At 60.8% G+C, this 21,287-nt stretch carries 1 protein-coding gene and 1 pseudogene; both read left to right on the forward strand.

Translation table 11 applies throughout. The features are described 5' to 3' along the window. Positions 1 to 188: 188 nt before the first annotated feature. Positions 189 to 3,449 (forward strand): annotated as a pseudogene (locus tag PP4_RS06345) (amino acid adenylation domain-containing protein); the annotation flags it as partial. Positions 3,450 to 3,543: 94 nt separating this feature from the next. Further along, a complete protein-coding gene (locus PP4_RS27475; RefSeq protein WP_016498401.1) occupies positions 3,544 to 21,174 on the forward strand; it encodes a non-ribosomal peptide synthetase in 17,631 nt (5,876 codons plus the stop codon). Positions 21,175 to 21,287: the final 113 nt, after the last annotated feature.

Here is a 21,287-nt window from a genome sequence, read left to right on the forward strand (position 1 = left end):
ACACAGTTCTCTGCGCGACAGCGCAGTCCGCAGGGCTGGGGGATCTCCTGCAGGCCTGGAGCAGCCTCCAGTCTCATGCGTACAGATGCCGCGCGATACCGGCCACGAATTTCCGGCTAAATCCATGCCACCACTCAACCGTCTAACTACGGAGGAAATTGATGAGCTGATTTCTTAGGAGATTCCCTGTGCAAGAGCTGCTCGATACAGTCGTATCGTTGTCCACCCAAAAACGTAAGGCGTTGGCAGCCTTGCTCAAGAAACAAGGCGTGAACCTGTACGGTGTCACGCCAATCCTCCCGAGGACCCCTGAAGAACCGGCGTTGCTTTCCTATGCCCAGCAACGCCTGTGGATTCTGTCGCAGCTGGGCGAGGTCAGCAGCGCGTACAACCTTTCGTCCGTCTTGCGTTTCAAAGGCCATCTGGACATCCAGGCCCTGCAGCGCAGTTTCGAGACCTTGATCGAACGCCATGAAACGCTGCGTACCACTTTCCAGCTGGAGGGGGAGCGGGCGGTTCAGGTAATCCACCCTCACATCCCTTTCGAACTGGCTATTGAAGTGCTGGAGCAGGCTGACGACAACCATCTGCGTCAGCGTGTCGAGGCCGAAGCGCACTTGCCTTTCGACCTGCAGCAAGGCCCGCTGCTGCGTGTGCACCTGCTGCGCCTGGCGGCGGACGAGCATGTGCTGGTGTTGACCCTGCACCACATTGTCTCCGACGGCTGGTCGATGCCGGTGATGGTCAACGAGCTGGTGCAGCTCTACCACGGCCACAGCCAGGGCCAGGCGGTGGAACTGCCGGTACTGCCGGTGCAGTACGCCGATTACGCCACCTGGCAGCGCAACTGGATGGAGGCCGGCGAACAAGAGAAGCAACTGGCTTACTGGACTGCGCAGTTGGGTGATGAGCAGCCTGTGCTGGAACTGCCTGTTGACCGCCCGCGCCCTGCTGTAAGCAGCTATCAGGGAGCGCGTGTCACGGTTGCACTGGATAACGGCTTGGCTGCGGCGCTGAAGCAACTCGCCCAACAGCAGGGCGTGACACTGTTCATGTTGCTGCTGGCCAGCTTCCAGGCACTGCTGCACCGCTACAGCGGGCAGCCCGACATCCGTGTAGGCGTGCCGGTCGCCAACCGCAACCGGGTCGAGACCGAGCGCTTGATCGGCTTTTTCGTCAACACCCAGGTGTTGCGCGCCGATTTCGATCTGACGACGACCTTCAGCCAGTTGTTGCAGCAGGTAAAGCAGTGCGCACTGGACGCCCAGGTCCATCAGGACCTGCCGTTCGAGCAACTGGTCGAGGCCTTGCAAGTCGAGCGCAACCCAGGCCACAGCCCTTTGTTCCAGGTGATGTACAACCACCAGACCCAGGCCAAGGGCGCACGCAGCAGCCTTCATGGGCTGGAGATGGAAGAGTTAGCGTGGGAAAGCCACACCGCCAAGTTCGACCTGACCCTGGATACGTTCGAGCACGAGCAGGGTATTGGTGCGGCATTGACCTATGCGACGGATCTGTTCGATGCCTCAACCATCGAGGGCATGGCCCGGCATTGGTTGAACCTGTTGCAGGGAATCGTGGGTGAACCCGGGCAGCGAGTGGTCGACCTGCCGTTGATGGCTGAGCATGAGCGAATGCAGGTCATTCAGGACTGGAATCGCACCCATACAAGCTTCCCCGGCGAACGCACACTGCACCAGCTGATCGAAGCGCAGGTCCAGCGCTCTCCGGATGCCATCGCCCTGAGCTGTGGCGGCCAGACACTCAGCTACGGCGAGCTGAACCGCCGGGCCAACCGCCTGGCGCATCGCCTGCGTGAGTCGGGCGTGGGCCCGGACGTCCTGGTGGGGCTGGCCGTGGAGCGCAGCCTGGAGATGGTGGTCGGCCTGCTGGGGATCCTCAAGGCAGGCGGTGCTTACGTGCCGTTGGACCCTGGATCCCCGCAGGATCGCCTGGCCTATCTGTTCGAAGACAGCGGCATTGCCCTGTTGCTGACCCAAACCCATTTGCGCGCTGCCTTGCCTGCGCCATCGGGTATTCAGTGCCTGGCGCTGGACGAGCAGACCCTGGCCGGCTATAGCGACGCCAACCCGAATGTGTCCGTGTCGTCGCAGAGCCTGGCCTACGTGATCTACACCTCCGGCTCCACCGGCAAGCCCAAGGGCGCGCTGCTGGCGCACCATAACGTGGTGCGCCTGTTCGCGGCCACACAAGACTGGTTCGGCTTCGATGCCAGCGACGTGTGGACGGTGTTCCATTCCTACGCCTTCGACTTCTCGGTATGGGAGTTGTATGGCGCCCTGCTGTACGGCGGCAAGGCGATCATCGTGCCGAAGGACGTGGCGCGCTCCTCGCAGGACTTCCATGCCTTGCTGGTAGACGAGCAAGTCACGGTACTGAACCAGACCCCTTCGGCATTCCAGCAACTGATCCCGGTTGCCTGCGAAGCGGCGCAGGCTGGCCGGAAACTGGCCCTGCGCTATGTGGTGTTTGGGGGTGAGGCGCTGGATGTGAGCAGCCTCAAGCCATGGTTCGAGGTGTTCGGCGATTGCCAGCCACGGCTGATCAACATGTATGGCATCACCGAGACCACGGTGCATGTGACCTATCGACCGATTGGCCTGGATGACCTGAAGAAGGTCGGCAGCAGCCCGATTGGTGAGGTGATTCCCGACCTCAGCTGGTACCTGCTGGACGGCGCGCTGAACCCGATCGTACCAGGCAGCCACGGTGAGCTGATGATTGGCCAGGACGGCCTGGCTCGCGGCTACCATGGCCGCCCGGCGCTGACCGCCGAGCGTTTCGTGCCGGACCCGTTCGACGGGCAGGGCGGGCGGCTTTATCGCTCGGGAGACCTGGCCCGTTACGCGGGTGATGGTGTGATCGAGTACCTGGGGCGTATCGACCACCAGGTGAAGATTCGTGGCTTCCGTATCGAGCTGGGCGAGATCGAGGCGCGCTTGCATGAGCAAGACGACGTGCGGCAGTGCGTGGTGCTGGCTCAGGATGGCCCGAGCGGCAAGCAACTGGTGGGCTACGTGGTGCCCGCCGACAGTGCGGTGGTTGGCAACCCTGAAGCGCAAGTGGCCATGCGCGAAACGCTGCGTGAAGGGCTCAAGGCCAGCCTGCCGGACTACATGGTGCCGGCCCACGTGCTGTTCCTGGCCGAGCTGCCGCTGACCGGCAACGGCAAGCTGGACCGCAAGGCGTTGCCACAGCCGGGTGCCAGCCTGTTGCAGGGCGAATACGTGGCGCCGCAGACCACACTGGAGCAGCAGATCGCGGCGATCTGGGCCGATGTGCTGAAGCTGGAAAGGGTTGGCCTGAACGAAAACTTCTTTGAACTGGGTGGGCACTCGTTGCTGGCCACCCAGGTGATGGCGCGCCTGCAGATGGAGCTGGGCGTCAATCTGCCGCTCGGCCTGTTGTTCCAGGCCGCAGATCTGCAGACCTACGCAGCCATGATCAGTGGCCTGAATACCAATACCGATGCTGACCTGGATGACCTCCAGGACTTCATGAGCGAGCTTGAGGCAGTTTGAGATGCAAACAGATAACCGCAACATGGAACTGGTACAGCGCTTTATCGGGCTGCCTTCGGCGCAGCGCAAGCTGTTTCTGGAGAAACTTGCATCAAAAGGCATGAGCCTGGCTCAGCTCCCAATTCCGCAAACACGTCAGAACGCAGAATGGTTGCCGCTTTCCTATGCTCAGCAGCGGCAATGGTTTCTCTGGCAATTGGAGCCGCAAAGTTCGGCCTACAACATCCCAGCGGCCCTGAGATTCAGCGGCGAGCTGGACATCGCCGCTTTGCAGCGCAGCTTCGAGGTCCTGATCGGCCGCCATGAAATCCTGCGTACCACGTTCAGCCTCGAAGATGAGCAAGCGGTACAGGTTGTTCATGCAAGCTTGAAGTTCGAACTTGCCGTGGAATCTGTGGCGTCTCAGGAGCCGGGCATCTTGCAAGCTTGCCTGGAAGCTGAGGCCCGGCAACCCTTCGATCTGCAGCATGGGCCGCTGTTGCGTGCCAAGCTGTTGAAACTCGCTCCCCAAGAGCACGTACTGGTGCTCACGTTGCACCATATCGTTGCGGACGGCTGGTCGATGCCGGTGATGGTCGAAGACCTGCTTCGGCTTTATGAGGGGGCCAGCCAAGGGCATGACATCCAGCTGCCCCCGCTGCCCATTCAGTACGCCGACTACGCCATCTGGCAACGAGCGTGGATGGAGGCCGGTGAAAAGGACCGGCAACTGGAGTACTGGCAAGCTCAACTGGGCGACGAACAGCCTGTGCTGGAGCTGCCGACAGACCGTCCTCGTCCGGCCCTCCATAGCCAGCAAGGCGCGCGGCTGGAAATCCCACTGGCTGCCGAGCTTACCTCCTCGCTCAAACGGTTGGCGCAGCAGCAAGGTGTTACACCCTTCATGTTGCTGCTGGCCAGCTTCCAGACGCTGCTGCATCGCTATTCGGGGCAGTCGGATATACGCGTGGGTGTACCCATCGCCAACCGCAACCGTGTGGAGACGGAGCGTTTGGCAGGCTTCTTCGTCAATACCCAAGTATTGCGTGCCGAGTTTGGGTTGAACATCACCTTTGCCGAACTGCTGGAGCAGGTCAGGCAGCGTGCCCTCGGTGCCCAAGCGCATCAGGACCTGCCGTTCGAGCAACTGGTCGAGGCGTTGCAGCCTGAGCGGAGCCTAAGCCTGAGCCCGCTGTTCCAGGTGATGTACAACCACCAGTCGCAAACCCGCCAAGACAGCGCTCGCAACCTTCCTGGCCTGGTGATGGAGGAACTGACCTGGGGGAGCCATGTTGCCAAGTTTGATCTGGCGCTCGACACCTTTGACCATGAGTCTGGCATCAGCGCAGCATTGACCTACGCAACCGACCTGTTCGATGCACCTACCATCGAACGCATGGCCGCACACTGGGTGAACCTGCTTGCCAGTATCGTGACGCAACCGAACCAGCCTGTGGCGGGCCTGTCGATGCTTGACGGCCAGGAACTGCAACGCGTCCTTCGTGACTGGAACAGCACGCAGGCGGAATATCACGCCGATCAATGCATGCACCAGTTATTCGAGACCCAGGCAAAGGCAACGCCTGACGCACCGGCATTGCTTTTCGCTGAGCATGAGCTGAGCTATGCACAGCTTAACGAGCGTGCCAACCAGCTGGCGCACAGGCTCCGGCAGCAAGGCGTAGGTCCGGATGTGCTGGTAGGTATCGCCATGGAGCGTACCCCGGACATGGTCGTTGGCCTGTTGGCCATTCTCAAGGCCGGCGGCGCCTACGTGCCGCTTGACCCGGAATATCCGCAGGACCGCATTGAATACATGCTCGAGGACAGCCAGTCGATATTGCTGTTGTCCCAATCGCACCTGCTTGCGCGCATGCCCGAGGAGTTTCATGCCAGGACGTTGTTGCTTGACCAGTTGTCCTTGGCGTCCTACCCCACCACTGACCCGGTTTGCATCACACAGCCGGGCAACCTGGCGTACAGCATCTACACCTCAGGTTCCACGGGTAAGCCCAAGGGCGTGCTGATCGAGCACCGCAACGTTACTGCGCTGATCGGCTGGGCACAAAGCGTTTACAGCCAGCAGGATCTGTGCGGTGTGCTTGCTTCCACGTCGATCTGCTTCGACTTGTCGGTATGGGAGCTGTTTGTCACGTTGTCGGCTGGCGGCTATGTGGTTCTGGCGGCCAACGCCCTGGAGCTGCCTCATCTGGCAGCCAAAGAGCGTGTGCAACTGGTCAATACCGTGCCGTCAGCGATCAAGATGCTGCACGAGACCGGAGGCTTGCCGGCTACCGTGCGCACTATCAACCTGGCCGGGGAAGCCTTGAAGCAGTCGTTGGTCGACGACCTTTACGCCACCGGGCATGTTCAGCAGGTGTATGACCTTTACGGCCCTTCGGAAGACACTACGTATTCAACCTTCACGCTTCGTGCAGCCCATGGCAAAGCCAATATTGGCCGACCCATCGCCAACAGTTCGGTCTATCTGCTGAGTGATGCTGTTGCGCCAGTGCCGGTGGGCGTGAACGGTGAACTTTACATGGCCGGGGCAGGCTTGGCGCGTGGCTATCTGGGGCGTCCGGGACTGACTGCCGAACGTTTCATTCCCGACCCGTTCGACGAGCAGGGTGGCGGCCGCATGTACCGTACCGGCGACCTGGCCCGTTATCAGGCGGGTGGCTTGATTGAATATGTCGGCCGTATCGACCATCAGGTGAAAATCCGCGGTTTCCGTATCGAGCTGGGTGAGATCGAGGCGCGGCTACAGGCCCATGAGGCTGTACGTGAAGCGGTCCTGTTGGCGCAGGATGGCCCGTCTGGCAAGCAACTAGTGGGTTATGTCGTGCCGGTTGATGAAGCGCTGACGGGCACGCCCGCGCAACAATCGACGCTGCGTGATGCATTGCGTTCCCGGCTCAAGCAAAACCTGCCGGAGTACATGGTACCGGCACAGTTGCTGTTCCTTGCCAAACTGCCATTGACCCCTAACGGCAAACTGGATCGCAAGGTGCTACCGCAGCCCGATGTCAGCCATTTCCAGGCCAGCCATGTAGCGCCCCGTTCGGAGCTGGAACGTGAAATTGCAGCGGTATGGGCCAGCGTGCTGAAGCTAGAAAAAGTGGGTATTACCGATAACTTCTTCGAGCTGGGCGGCGATTCGATCATTTCCTTGCAGGTGGTCAGCCGGGCGCGGCAGGCTGGCGTCCAGTTCACGCCCAAGCAGCTTTTCCAGTACCAGACAGTGCAGGGCTTGGCATCGGTTGCCCGGCTTGCTGACAACCTGGCTATCGATCAGGGCGTTGTCACGGGCTCCATGCCCCTGACGCCGGTGCAGCACTGGTTCTTCGATCAGGCGATTACCCGACCACATCACTTCAATCAGTCTGTACTGTTGGCACCCAGTGAACAGATTGATGCCCAGCGGCTGAGTGCAGCGTTGGGCTGCGTGTTACAGCACCACGATGCCCTGCGCCTGGGTTTCGATCAGGTAGCAGGGCAATGGCAAGGCACCTTCCAGGACGTGGATGCCCATGATGTTCTGTGGGATCGTTCAGTCGACGATATTGAGGCGCTTTCGCGCCTGGCTGATGACGCTCAGGCCAGCTTTACCCTTGGCGGCCCGTTGTTGAGGGCAGTGCTCGTAACGCTTGCCGACGGCGCCCAGCGACTGTTGCTGGTTGTCCATCATCTGGTGGTGGATGGTGTGTCATGGCGCGTGTTGCTGGAGGATCTGCAAGGGGCATACCAGCTTCTTGCAGCAGGCCAGCCGGTAGCCTTGCCGGCCAAGACCAGCTCCTTCAAAGCGTGGGCCGAGCAGGTGCAACGCTACGGCAAGAGTGATGATCTGGCGCAAGAATTGGCCTATTGGCGGGATCACCTGTGTGATGCAGACGATGCCTTGCCTGTTGACAATCCGCAGGGCGGCAATCTCCAACGGGATGCTGCTTATGCCAGCTCCCACCTGGATGCGCAGTGGACTCACAAACTCTTGCATGAGGCCCCGGCAGCCTACCGCACCCAGATCAATGATTTGCTGCTGACGGCCCTCGCCCGTGTCATTTCTCGCTGGACCGGGCGTTCTCAGGTGCTGGTGCGGCTTGAGGGCCATGGCAGGGAAGATGTTTTCGATCAGATTGACCTGACGCGGACCGTGGGGTGGTTTACTAGCATCTACCCGGTGAAACTGGACGTGCAGCCGCAACTCGACAGCACGATCAAGACCATCAAGGAGCAGTTGCGCGCGGTGCCTGACAAGGGCATTGGCTATGGTCTGCTGCGTTACATGGGAAGCGATGAAAGCCAGGACATCCTTGCGCAGTTGCCAAAGGGCGAAATCGTCTTCAACTACCTGGGTCAATTCGATGGCAGTTTCGCAGATGAAAATACCTTGTTCCGACCTGCCAGGGAGTATGGTGGGGCGAATCAAAGCGAAGACGCCGCCTTGGGTAGCCTGTTGGCACTCAATGGTCAAGTTTACGCTGGCGAACTGAAAATGGGCTGGACGTTCAGCCGCGAACTGTTTGACGAGTCGACCATACAGCGTCTGGCGCAAGAATATGTCGAGGAACTCAAGCAACTGATCAGCTACTGCAGTGATGCAAGGCATCATGGCATGACGCCGTCCGATTTCCCGCTGGCTGCACTTAACCAGGCGCAGCTGGACAGCTTGCCGATCGATGCCGCCCAGGTGGCTGATATCTACCCCCTGTCGCCGATGCAGCAGGGCATGTTGTTCCACACGCTTTATGAGCAAAGTGCTGGTAACTACATCAACCAGCTGCGCGTAGATGTGGAAGGCCTGCAGGTCGAGCCGTTCAAGCAAGCCTGGCAGGCCGCCTTGCAGGCGCACGATATTCTGCGCACTGGCTTTATCTGGGAAGGCGATCTTGACCAGGCAGTACAGGTGGTGTGCCGTAGCGTTGCGCTACCTTTCGAAGAGCATGACTGGCGCGGGCAGCCTGCGCGCGAGCACGCGCTACAGGCATTGGCCGAGGGAGAGCGGCAGCGAGGCTTCCCCTTGGATGCAGCACCGTTGTTGCGGCTGGTGCTGGTGCGTACCGGCGCCGATCAGTACCACTTCATCTATACCCACCATCATATCCTGATGGATGGCTGGAGTACTTCGCGCCTGCTGGGCGAAGTGCTCCAGCGTTACACCGGCAATTGGCGGGCTAGCAGTACCACGCATTACCGCGATTACATCGGCTGGTTGCAACGCCAGGATGGCAATGCTGCCGAGACCTTCTGGAAAGGCCAGTTGGCCAACCTGCAACAACCTACACGCCTGGCTCAGGCTGTGCGTTTGCCCGTAGACGGTCGACCATCAGGCCACGCTGCGCTGCATGACATTTTTGACCGGGAGCAGACCGCTCGAATCGAAGCGTTCGCGCGCACCAATCGAGTCACCGTGAACACCTTGGTGCAATCGGCCTGGATGCTCTTGCTACAACGCTATACCGGCCAGGACACCGTTTGTTTCGGTGCCACGGTGGCCGGGCGCCCGGCTGACCTGCCAGGCGTCGAAGAGCAGATCGGGCTGTTCATCAACACGTTGCCAGTTGTTGGCTCGCCGCGCAGTGAACAGACGGTCGGGCAATGGATCAACCAGGTTCAAGCAAACAACCTGGCCATGCGCGAACTGGAGCACACACCGCTTTATGAGATCCAGCGCTGGGCCGGCGCTGGGGGGGAAGCGCTGTTCGACAACATCCTGGTGTTCGAGAACTATCCCGTTTCCGAAGCCCTGCAACAGGGGGCGCCCAGCGGCCTTCGTTTTGGCGAGGTAGACAATGTCGAGCAAACCAACTACCCGTTGAGCGTGGCAGTAGGGCTGGGCAACGTACTTTCCATCCGCTACACCTATGATCGTGCGTTGTGGAGTGAAATTGCCATTCAAGGTGTTGCCGGGCATCTGCGTAATGTACTTCAGGCGTTGGTCGAGGATGCGAACAGGCCGGTGAGTGAGTTGCCGCTGCTTGATGAACAGCAGCAGCGCCTGGTAGTCGAGCAATGGAACCGTTGCCAGCCAACCGCCACGGACGGGCTCAGCGTCAGTGCCTTGATCGAGGCGCAGGTGGCACGGACTCCACAGGCACAAGCTGTGCGCTTTGCCGATGAATCGCTCACTTATCAGGGGTTGAACGACCGGGCCAATCAGTTGGCCCATGAGCTACGTGCGCTGGGCGTTGGCCCTGATGTGCTGGTGGGCATCGCCATGGAGCGAAGCCTGGACCTGGTCGTGGGCTTGCTGGCGATTCTGAAGGCCGGGGGCGCTTATGTGCCTATGGACCCGGAATACCCGCGTGAGCGCCTGACCTACATGCTTGAAGACAGCGGCGTGCATTTGCTGCTGACCAACCAGGCCTGCCAGGCGAAACTGCCGGTGCCCGATCAGGTTGAATGCGTGTTGGTCGACCATGGCGCGCTTCGCATGGCTGAGGCCCCTGGCAATCTGCCAAACGTGACCGAACCCGGCAACCTTGCCTACATGATCTATACATCAGGGTCCACGGGTAGGCCGAAAGGTGCTGGTATTGATCAGCAGGCGCTTTGCTCCCGCTTGTTATGGATGCAAGCGGCCTATGCGCTTGGGGAAGACGACGTGGTGCTGCAAAAGACCTCGTTCAGCTTTGATGTATCGGTGTGGGAGCTGTTGTGGCCGCTGACCTGTGGTGCCAGGTTGCTGTTGTCCCGTCAGGGTGATCAACGTGATCCGGCGTTGTTGATCGAGCTGATTCGTACCCATGGCGTGACCACCCTGCACTTTATTCCTTCCATGCTCAGAAACTTCCTGGAGGCCGAGGGGCTGGCCCAGTGCCACAGCCTCAAACGCCTGTTTTCGGGCGGGGAGGCGTTGTCCAGTGACTTGCTGAACAAGGCCCTTGAGTGCCTGCCGCATGTGCAGATCTACAACCGCTATGGGCCGGTGGAGGCAACCATCAACGCGACTCACAGCCAGGCTTTGAGTGCAAGAAATGGCGATGTCGAGATCGGTAATGCGCTTCCTGATACACGCATTCTGATTCTTGACGCAGGGTTGCAGCCTGTACCTGTTGGTGTCTGCGGTGAGCTCTATATTGGTGGCAAGGCGCTAGCGCGTGGCTACCATCGCAAGGCGCTGCTCAGCGCCGAACGTTTTGTTCCCGATCCGTTCGCACAGCACAGCGGTGACCGGCTTTATCGTACGGGTGACTTGGCCCGCTATCGCGTCGACGGTGCAGTGGAGTATGTGGGCCGGATCGACCATCAGGTGAAGATCCGAGGTTTCCGGATCGAACTCGGTGAAATCGAGGCATGCTTGCAGGAGCATGCAAGCGTTCTCCACGCCGTGGTGGTGGCGCAACCTGGCCCGCAGGGCCATCAACTGGTTGGCTATGTAGTGCCTGCCCCCTCGGCCGGGCCTGAGATCGATGACGGGCAGTTGGCAGAGTTGCGCGATGAGCTTCGTAGCATCCTCAAAGCGAGCCTGCCTGACTACATGGTTCCAACGCACCTGGTGTTTTTGCAGCAACTGCCGCTTTCTCCAAATGGCAAGTTGGACCGCAAGGCGCTGCCGCAGCCCGACGCCAGCCTTCTGCAGGCAGATTACGTGGCGCCGCAATCGCAGCTGGAGAAACAGCTCGCTGCCATCTGGGCGGATGTCTTGAAGCTCGAAAAGGTGGGGCTGACAGACAACTTCTTCGAGCTGGGCGGGGATTCGATCATCTCGCTTCAGGTCGTCAGCCGTGCCCGTCTGGCGGGCGTGCAATTCACACCCAAGGAGTTGTTCGAGCATCAAACCGTGCAGGCGCTGGCAGCGGTAGCCCGGCGTTCGACGGGCCTGGTTATAGACCAGGGGCCGGTAACCGGAAGCATGCCCTTGACGCCGGTACAACGGCGATTCTTTGCGGTAGAGATACCTGCGCGGCACCACTGGAACCAGTCGGTGCTTTTGCGTCCGCGCGCGCCTCTGGATATGTCCACCCTCACCACTGCCCTGCAAGCCTTGCTCGACCATCACGATGCGTTGCGTTTGCGCTTTGAGTGTACCGAGGGCGACTGGTCGGCACACTTTGCTCCCCAGCAGGCGCAGGCGGTCATTTGGCAACGCGCTCTTGAAAGTGTCGAACAGCTCCATGCGCTCGCCAACGAGGCGCAGCGAAGTTTGAGCCTGGAGCATGGGCCGATGTTGCGCGTGTTGCTGGTGACGTTGCCCGATGCCAGCCAACGGCTGTTTTTGGCCATCCACCATCTGGTGGTGGATGGCGTGTCCTGGCGAGTACTGCTTGAAGACTTGCAGCAGGCTTACCAGGCAGTCAACGCCGGGCAGCCTGTGAAACTGCCAGCCAAGACAAGCGCCTTCAAGGCTTGGTCGCAGCGCCTGCATGCTTATGCGGGTAGTGCTGAACTGCAACGTGAAATGGCCTACTGGCAAGCCAGCTTGCAAGGCATCGGAAGTGCCCCATTACCAGTGGATCATGCCGCGGGCCGCAACCTGGCCAAATATGCCACTTCGGTGGCGACCCAGCTCGACCCGACATATACCCGCCAGCTGTTGCAGGAAGCCCCTGCGGCTTACCGCACGCAGATCAACGACCTGCTGCTGACTGCATTGGCCCGGGTTGTTGCCCGCTGGATCGGGCAACCTGAGGTGGTCATCCGGCTGGAAGGGCATGGGCGCGAAGACCTGTTCGACGACATCGATGTAACCCGAACGGTCGGGTGGTTCACCAGCATTTACCCGGTGAAGTTGAAGCCCATCACGCAAATGGCTGCCTCGATCAAGGCTGTCAAGGAACAACTCCGGGCTGTGCCAGACAAGGGCGTAGGTTATGGCGTACTCCGTTACCTTGGGGGGGAGGAACAGCAGCGTGCGCTGGAGCTGTTGCCTCAAGGAGATATCGTTTTCAACTACCTCGGGCAGTTCGATGGCAGCTTTGCAGATGAGGCGGCATTCCTGGTTCCGGCAACCGAGCGATGTGGTGAAGGTCAGGATGAAAACACGCCTCTGAGCAGCCTGCTGGCCATCAATGGCCAGGTCTATGCTGGTGAACTGAAGCTGAGCTGGACCTTCAGCCAGGAAGTGTTCGAGGAGTCGACGGTTCAATACCTGGCCGATGAACTCGCCCAGGAACTGAAGGCTGTGATTACTCATTGTTGTAAGACGGAGCATCATGGTGTTACACCTTCGGACTTCCCGCTGGCCGGGCTGACCCAGGCACAACTGGACAGCCTGCCGCTGCCTGCCGCCGAGATCGCCGATGTCTATCCGTTGGCGCCGATGCAGCAAGGCATGCTCTTCCACACGTTGTTTGACCAACAGGCCGGCAACTACATCAACCAGCTGCGCGTGGACGTGCACGGGCTGGATGTGCAGCGCTTCAAGCAGGCCTGGCAGGCCACTTTCGATGCCCACGACATCCTGCGTACCGGCTTCCTCATGCAGGGCGAACTGGAGCAGGCGGTGCAGGTGGTACGCAAGGCGGTCGAGCTGCCATTCAGCGAGCACGACTGGCGCGGCCAGCCGGCGCTGGAGCAGGCCTTGCAGGCGTTGGCCGAAGGCGAGCGCCAGCGTGGCTTTGACCTGGCCGCAGCGCCATTGCTGCGCCTGGTACTGGTACGCACGGGCGATGACAGCTACCAGCTAATCTACACCAACCACCATATCCTCATGGACGGCTGGAGCACCTCGCGCCTGCTGGGTGAAGTGCTGCAACGCTATGCTGGCGTGGCGCCACAGGCGCAGGCCACTCATTACCGTGACTACATCGCCTGGCTGCAAAACCAGGACGCAGCGGTGGCAGAAGCCTTCTGGAAGGCCCAACTGGCTAGCCTCGATGAGCCGACCCGCCTGGCCCAGGCCATCGCCGGCAGCGCAGGCGTTGCTGGCACGGGCTACGGTGACCACCGGCTGGCCTTCGACCACGAGCAGACCGCGCGCATCGAAGCCTTCGCCCGGGCCAACCGGGTCACGGTCAATACCCTGGTGCAATCGGCCTGGCTGCTGCTGTTGCAGCGCTGCACCGGCCAGGCCAGCGTGTGCTTCGGCGCCACGGTCGCCGGCCGCCCGGCAGACCTGCCCGGCGTGGAAGAGCAGATCGGCCTGTTCATCAATACCCTGCCAGTAATCGGCGCACCGCGTGCCGAGCAGACCGTGGCCGAGTGGATCGGCCAGGTGCAGGCCGGCAACCTGGCCGTGCGCGAGTTCGAGCACACGCCGCTGTACGACGTGCAGCGCTGGGCGGGGCAGGGCGGTGACGCGCTGTTCGACAGCATCCTGGTGTTCGAGAACTACCCGGTGTCCGAGGCGCTGCAACAAGGCGCCCCCGGTGGCCTGCGCTTTGGCGAGGTGGTCGTGCAGGAGCAGACCAACTACCCGCTGACCTTGGTAGTAGAGCTGGGTGCGACCCTGTCGATGCAGTACAGCCATGACCGTGCGTTGTGGAGCGACGAGACCATTGGCCGTTTGGCGGGTTACTTCACCAACCTGCTTCAGGCGCTAACCGATCGTGCTGATGCCGTTATTGGTGAACTGCCAATGCTGGCCCAGCCCGAACAGCAACTGATGGTCGAAGGCTGGAACCACACCCAAGCGGCCTATCCGAACGAGCGCAGCATTCATTCGTTGATCGAAGCTCAGGTGTTCGCCACCCCGGACGCTCCGGCACTGGTGTTTGGCGAGCAGACCCTGAGCTATGTCGAGCTCAACCGCCGTGCCAACCAGCTGGCGCACAAGCTGCGCGAACTGGGCGTTGGCCCGGATGCGCTGGTGGGCATCGCCATGGAGCGCAGCCTGGAGATGGTCATCGGCCTGTTGGGCATTGTGAAGGCTGGTGGCGCCTACGTGCCGCTGGACCCGGAATACCCGCAGGACCGCCTGGCCTATATGTTCGCAGACAGCGGCATCGGTTTGCTGCTGACCCAGTCGCACCTGCGTGACAACCTGCCGATTCCGGCCGGCCTGCGCAGCCTGGACCTGGATGTCGAAGACCTCAGCGGCTTCAGCGACGCCAACCCGGCCGTCGATGTGGCGCCGCTGAACCTCGCCTACGTGATCTACACCTCCGGTTCCACCGGCCGCCCGAAAGGCGCCGGCAACAGCCACCAGGCGCTGGTCAACCGCCTGTGGTGGATGCAGAAGGCCTACGGCCTGGACGCCAGCGACAGCGTGTTGCAGAAAACCCCGTTCAGCTTCGACGTGTCGGTGTGGGAATTCTTCTGGCCACTGATGACCGGCGCGCGTTTGGTCGTGGCTCAGCCAGGGGCGCACCGAGACCCGCAACTGCTGGTGGACACCATCAACCAGCATGGCATCAGCACCCTGCACTTTGTGCCATCGATGTTGCAGGCGTTCATGACCCACGAAGCGGTCGAAAGCTGCACCAGCCTCAAGCGCGTGGTGTGCAGCGGTGAAGCACTGCCGGCCGAGCTGGCGCGTCAAACCCTGCAACGGCTGCCGGCAGCGGGCCTGTACAACCTGTACGGCCCGACCGAAGCGGCCATCGACGTGACCCACTGGACCTGCCAGCCGGACGAAAGCATCAGCGTGCCGATCGGCCAGCCAATCGACAACCTGAAAACCCACATTCTCGAAGGCAGCCTGCAACCGGCCGTGCGCGGCAGTGCCGGTGAGCTGTACCTCGGTGGCGTCGGTCTGGCTCGCGGCTACCACCAGCGCCCATCGCTGACTGCCGAACGCTTCGTGCCGGACCCGTTCAGTGATAACGGCGGGCGCCTGTACCGCACCGGCGACCTGGCGCGCTACCGTGCCGATGGCGTGATCGACTACGCCGGGCGTATCGACCACCAGGTGAAAATCCGCGGCCTGCGCATCGAGCTAGGCGAGATCGAAGCGCGCCTGCTGGAGCTGCCGAGCGTGCAGGAAGCGGTGGTGCTGGCGCAGGACGGGTCAAGCGGCAAGCAGCTGGTGGGCTATGTGGTGCCTGTCGACAATACGCAAGATGAAAGCGCACTGCGCGACAGCCTGCGTGAGGCGCTCAAGGCCGGTTTGCCGGATTACATGGTGCCGGCTCACTTGTTGCTGCTCGACAAGCTGCCAGTGACACCGAACGGCAAGCTCGACCGCAAGGCCCTGCCACAGCCGGATGCCAGCCAGTTGCAGGGTGAATACGTTGCCCCGCAAAGCGAGCTGGAACAGCAGATTGCGGCGATCTGGGCGGATGTGCTGAAGCTGGAGAGGGTCGGGCTGACCGATAACTTCTTCGAACTGGGTGGCGATTCCATCATTTCGTTGCAGGTGGTAAGCCGTGCACGTCTGCAGGACATTCAGTTCACACCCAAAGAGTTGTTCGAGAACCAGACGGTCCAAAGGTTGGCGGCGATCGCGCGACGCAACGTGCGTAGTGCTGTCGATCAAGGGAAGGTTTCTGGCAGCATGCCATTGACTCCGATCCAACAATGGTTCTTCGCCGAAGACATCCCTCAGCGTCAGCACTGGAACCAGTCCGTACTGTTGCAGCCGAGTGAAATACTGCATAGCGAAACCTTGGGTGCCGCATTGTCCGCGCTGGTGGAGCATCACGATGCATTGCGCTTGAGTTTCGACCAAAGCGAAAGCGGCTGGCATGCGGCGTTCAAGGAGGCTCCCCAAGCATTGCTGTGGACGCGTTCGGTAACGGATGCCAGCCAATTGTCGCTGGTGACCGAGCAGGCGCAGCGCAGCTTGAACCTTGAGCAGGGGCCACTCTTGCGCGCAGTGCTCATCGACCTGGCCGACGGTGGGCAACGCCTGCTGCTGGTGATCCACCACCTGGTCGTTGATGGTGTCTCGTGGCGCGTACTGCTAGCAGATCTGCAACAGGTTTACCTGGCGCTGCGGGACGGTCAACCGCTGAACCTGCCGGAGAAGACCAGTTCGTTCAAAGCCTGGGGGCAGCAATTGCGGGACTACGCGGCGAGCCCGCAGCTAGTGGCGCAAATGGACTACTGGCAGGCGCAGTTGCAAGGTACGAGCGATGCGCTGCCGTGTGACAACCCGCAAGGCGGCAATCTGCAAAAACACGCTGCCTCGGTCAGCAGCTGTCTGGACCGTGAGCGCACACGTCAACTGCTTCAGGTTGCTCCTGCGGCATACCGCACCCAGATCAACGACCTGTTGCTGACTGCATTGGCCCGAGTGGTTTGCCGCTGGACTGCACATCCGCAGCTGCTGGTTCGCCTGGAAGGTCATGGTCGTGAAGACTTGTTCGAGGGTATCGACCTCAGCCGGACGGTGGGTTGGTTCACCAGCATGTACCCGGTAAACCTGCACCCACAGCGTGGCATGGGGGATTCGATCAAGGCGATCAAGGAGCAACTTCGGGCGGTGCCGGACAAGGGCATGGGTTATGGGTTGCTGCGTTACCTGGGCGATGAGCAGGCACGCAATACGTTGGTGCAGCTACCGCATGGCGAAGTCGTGTTCAATTACCTTGGCCAGTTCGATGGTAGCTTTGATGCATCCTCTGCTCTATTCGTGCCGGCCAAGGAATACCCAGGGGCACCTCAGGATAAGTCCGCGCCACTGGCAAGCATGCTAACGATAAATGGCCAGGTATACGGCGGTGAGCTCAAGTTGAACTGGAGCTTCAGCCGGGATCGGTTCGCGCAGGCCACACTGCAGCGCTTGGCCGATGACTATGTGACCGAACTCAACGCATTGATCGAGCATTGCTGCCTTCAACAGCACACCGGTGTCACACCTTCGGACTTCCCGCTCGCTGGCCTGAACCAATCTCAACTGGACAGCTTGCCAGTACCTGTTCAACAGGTCGCTGATATCTATCCGTTGTCGCCGATGCAGCAAGGGATGTTGTTCTATACCCTGCAGGGATCGGAGAGCGGACTGTACATCAATCAGACCTCGGTGGAAGTGGCCGGGCTCGAGATTGATCGTTTCATTACGGCCTGGAATCAGGTGATCGTGCGTCATGACATTTTGCGCACCGGGTTCTGGCTTTCACCCATGCTGGCCGAGCCACTTCAGGTGGTGCACCGCCAGGCCGAATTGCCAACGCGGGTCCTGGACTGGCGTGGGCGTGAGGTGAGCACTGACGATCTGCAAGCCTTGGCAGCGGATGAAACGGCGCAAGGTTTCGATCTGATGAGTGCGCCATTGATGAGACTGACACTGGTCAGGCTCGACGATGAGCGTTTGCATCTGATCTGGACGCGACACCATATCCTCATGGACGGCTGGAGCAACTCGCGCCTACTGGGTGAAGTTCTGCAGTGTTACCACGGTCAAGGGTCGAGTGTGCCGGTCACGCGCTTTGCAGAGTACATTCGCTGGCTCGCCCGCCAGCCGCAGGCTGCATTGCAGGCGTTCTGGTCGGGCAAGCTTCGCGAACTCGAAAGCCCGACCCTGTTGGCAGGGACGGTTGCCCCGTATGCCGACAGCAAACTTGAGGGTCACGATGCGTTGTACCTGCACTGGGATGCCGCGAAGACCTCGCGCCTGCGCCAGCAGGCACAGCGTTTGCGGGTAACCCCGAACACCCTCATTCAGGCCACCTGGCTGTTGTTGCTGCAACGCTATACCGGCCAGTCCAGCGTCTGCTTCGGCGCAACGGTTGCGGGGCGGCCGGCGGGACTGGCGGGTTCGGATGAAATGCTGGGCCTGTTCATCAATACCCTGCCCGTGGTCCAGGCTCCACAACCGGACGTAGTGGTGTCTGACTGGTTGCAACAGTTGCAGGCCTACAATTTGGAGCTGCGCGACCATGAACATGCAGCGCTGGCGGACGTACAACGCTGGGCCGGGCAACCGGGGCAGGCGTTGTTCGACAGTATCGTGGTCTTTGAAAACTACCCCGTGGATGAGCGTTTGCGCGAAAGCGCCGATGGCACCCTGCGGTTCGGTGAAGTCAGCAACCGTGATGTGACCAACTTCGCCATGGACCTGGCCGTACACCTGAGCGAGACCTTGTCGGTCGAGTTCCTCTACCTGCGAAGCCGCTTCACCCAGGCGGCCACCGATGCCATACGCGGCAGCTTCGAGTCTTTGCTCACGGCCATGCTGGATAATCCCCGGGCCGCCATCGGCAGCCTTGGCATGCTCACTTCGGCCCAGGTGCAGCAGATGGTCGCGCGTAATCGGCTGCCGGCCGGCGAAAGCAGCATGCTGCACCTTGCCGGGCAAGTCGCGCGGCATGCCTTCGAACGTCCACACGCATCGGCCGTGAGTTGCGGTGAGCGGGTATTGACCTACGCCGAGCTGGATCATCGTGCCAACCGATTGGCGCATCATCTGACAAGCCTGGGGGCACGCCCTGAAGTCACGGTCGGGATCGCCCTGGAACGGTCAGTGGACGTGATCGTGGCATTCCTCGCAGTGATGAAGACCGGCGCCGCCTACGTGCCGCTGGATATAGACTATCCGCAGGACCGTCTGCAGTGGATTGTCGAAGACTCCGCCATGCATCTGCTAGTCACCAGCAGTGGCTTGCGTGAGCGCTTTGCCCAGGTTCGCAGCTGCGTTGAGCTCGACCTGCTGACAGGTCTTGAACTACCTGACAGCGCGCCGCAGGTGCAGGTGCAGGATGACAACCTGGCCTACCTGATCTATACCTCCGGCTCTACCGGCAAGCCAAAGGGTGTGGCCGTGAGCCATGGGCAGATACGCATGCATTGCCAGGCTATCGCCCAGTTGTATGAGATGGATACAGCGACCCGCGAGCTGCTGTTCATGTCGTTTGCATTCGACGGTGCTCAGGAACGCTGGCTCTCGACCTTGTCGAGTGGTGGCAGCCTCGTGGTACGCGACAACCGTTTGTGGACGGCCGAAGAAACCTGGCAGGTGTTGCATGCGCAGCGCATCGATATTGCCTGCTTCCCGCCAGCTTATCTGCAGCAGTTGGCAGAATTCGCCGAAGCATCGACGCAGGCTGCACCACCGGTGCGAATCTACTGCTTTGGCGGTGATGCCGTGCCTGATGCGCTGTTCGAGCTGGTCAAGCGTACGTTGCGTCCTCAATACCTGACCAATGGCTACGGGCCGACAGAAACGGTCGTCACGCCCCTGTTGTGGAAGGTATCGGCGCAGCAGTCGTGCGAAGCGGTCTATGCACCGATCGGTGAACGGGTCGGTCAGCGTACCCTGCATGTACTCGACCAGGACCTGAACCCGTTGCCTGACGGCGTCGCCGGCGAGCTCTACATCGGTGGCGAGGGGGTGGCGCGAGGCTATCACCAACGCCCGGCGCTGACGGCTGAACGCTTTGTCGCAGACCCGTTCAACCCAGGCTCACGTCTGTATCGCACGGGAGATCGGGTACGCCGTCGTGCCAATGGGGTCATTGACTTCATCGGTAGGCTGGACAACCAGTTGAAGGTCCGTGGGTTCCGTATCGAGCCTGGAGAGATTGAAGCCCGTCTGCGCAACCTTCCTGATGTCAAGGACGCGGTGGTCGTGGCCCGCGAGGTCGCCAACGGCAAGCAACTGGTGGGCTATGTGGTGTCAGCAAACGCGATGGTAATGTCGGCCCAGTTGCGTGATGCGTTGCGTGCCGAGCTGCCCGATTACATGGTGCCAGCACATGTTGTCCTGCTTGCGTCGATGCCACTTACACCAAACGGCAAGATCGACCGTAACGCACTGCCCGCCCCCGAAGCTACCGGGCAGCGCAAGCGTGTGGCACCACGCAATGATATCGAGCGTGTACTGGCGCGTATCTGGCAGGAGGTGTTGGAGGTTGACCAAGTCGGGGTCGACGACAACTTCTTCGAGCTTGGTGGTGACTCGTTGCGGGTGCTGAAGATGCTGTCCAAGGTACGCGCGCACGAAGATCTGCCCATCGAGTTGAAGTTGCGCGATGTCATGGCCAAGCCGACTATTGGCGAACTTTCGGGCTTCACTGTCGCAGGAAATGACCTTGACCCGCTCTTGCTGCTCAACAGCCGAGTGGCCGATGCCACACCGTTGTTCTGCCTGCATGCAGGCTTCGGCACGGTATTTGACTACGAGCCGCTGGCGCGTCGCCTGGATGGCCATTGCAGTGTCTACGGCTTACAGTGCCGCATGTTGCTGGATCGTGATTGGGAAGACGACTCCCTGGAGTCGATGGCCATTGACTACGCCCAGTACATCCGCCAGAAACAACCTGAGGGCCCTTATCGACTGATGGGTTGGTCGCTGGGTGGATCACTGGCGGTGATGGTTGCTCGTGAACTGGAAAACCAAGGGCAGCAAGTAGCGGCGCTAGGCCTGGTTGACAGCTTCATGCCCAAGCCAGAGGTAGTACCGGCTGAAGGCGACTGGGGTAATGATTTGCGTGGTTTCCTGAGCGTGGTCCTGGGCATTGCGAAGGAGCAACTGCCCGCGGGGGTGGTGCCTGTCGATACCGAGGCGGCTGCCCTGGAACAAATGGTCCAACAATGGCGCGCCGATCATTGCGAGCAATCGGCCTATGCCGATATCAGCAGCGGCGAGTTGGCCCATACTTTCGTCGTTGCCATGCGATTGAAGGCGCTGTCCTCACAGATCAGCGGTTTGCCGAGCACCTCGGCACAGGCCTCATGCTGGTGGGCGGGCGACACCGTCAGCCCGTACTGGACCCGCCGTAGTACCGTTAACGTGGCTATCAACGCCGGGCATTACGACATCCTCAAACACCCGGAAGTGATTGATGGCCTGGTGACAATGGTGCAAGAGGTAGACAAGGTAAGTGACTGACGGAGCATGCCCCTGAACCACGGGCTTTGCCTGGGCTCAGCAACCTGCGGTGTCATTCGTCAAGGATGATTCCGCAGGTTTTTTTTGCTTGGGCTGCGGGTGCAGCCCTGCCG

The organism is Pseudomonas putida NBRC 14164 (genome assembly GCF_000412675.1).
GTDB lineage: Bacteria > Pseudomonadota > Gammaproteobacteria > Pseudomonadales > Pseudomonadaceae > Aquipseudomonas > Aquipseudomonas putida.

Bases quoted from the DNA above. Each gene is read 5' to 3' on its own strand.
- PP4_RS27475 (WP_016498401.1), top strand. From the start codon at position 3,544: ATGCAAACAGATAACCGCAACATGGAACTGGTACAGCGCTTTATCGGG.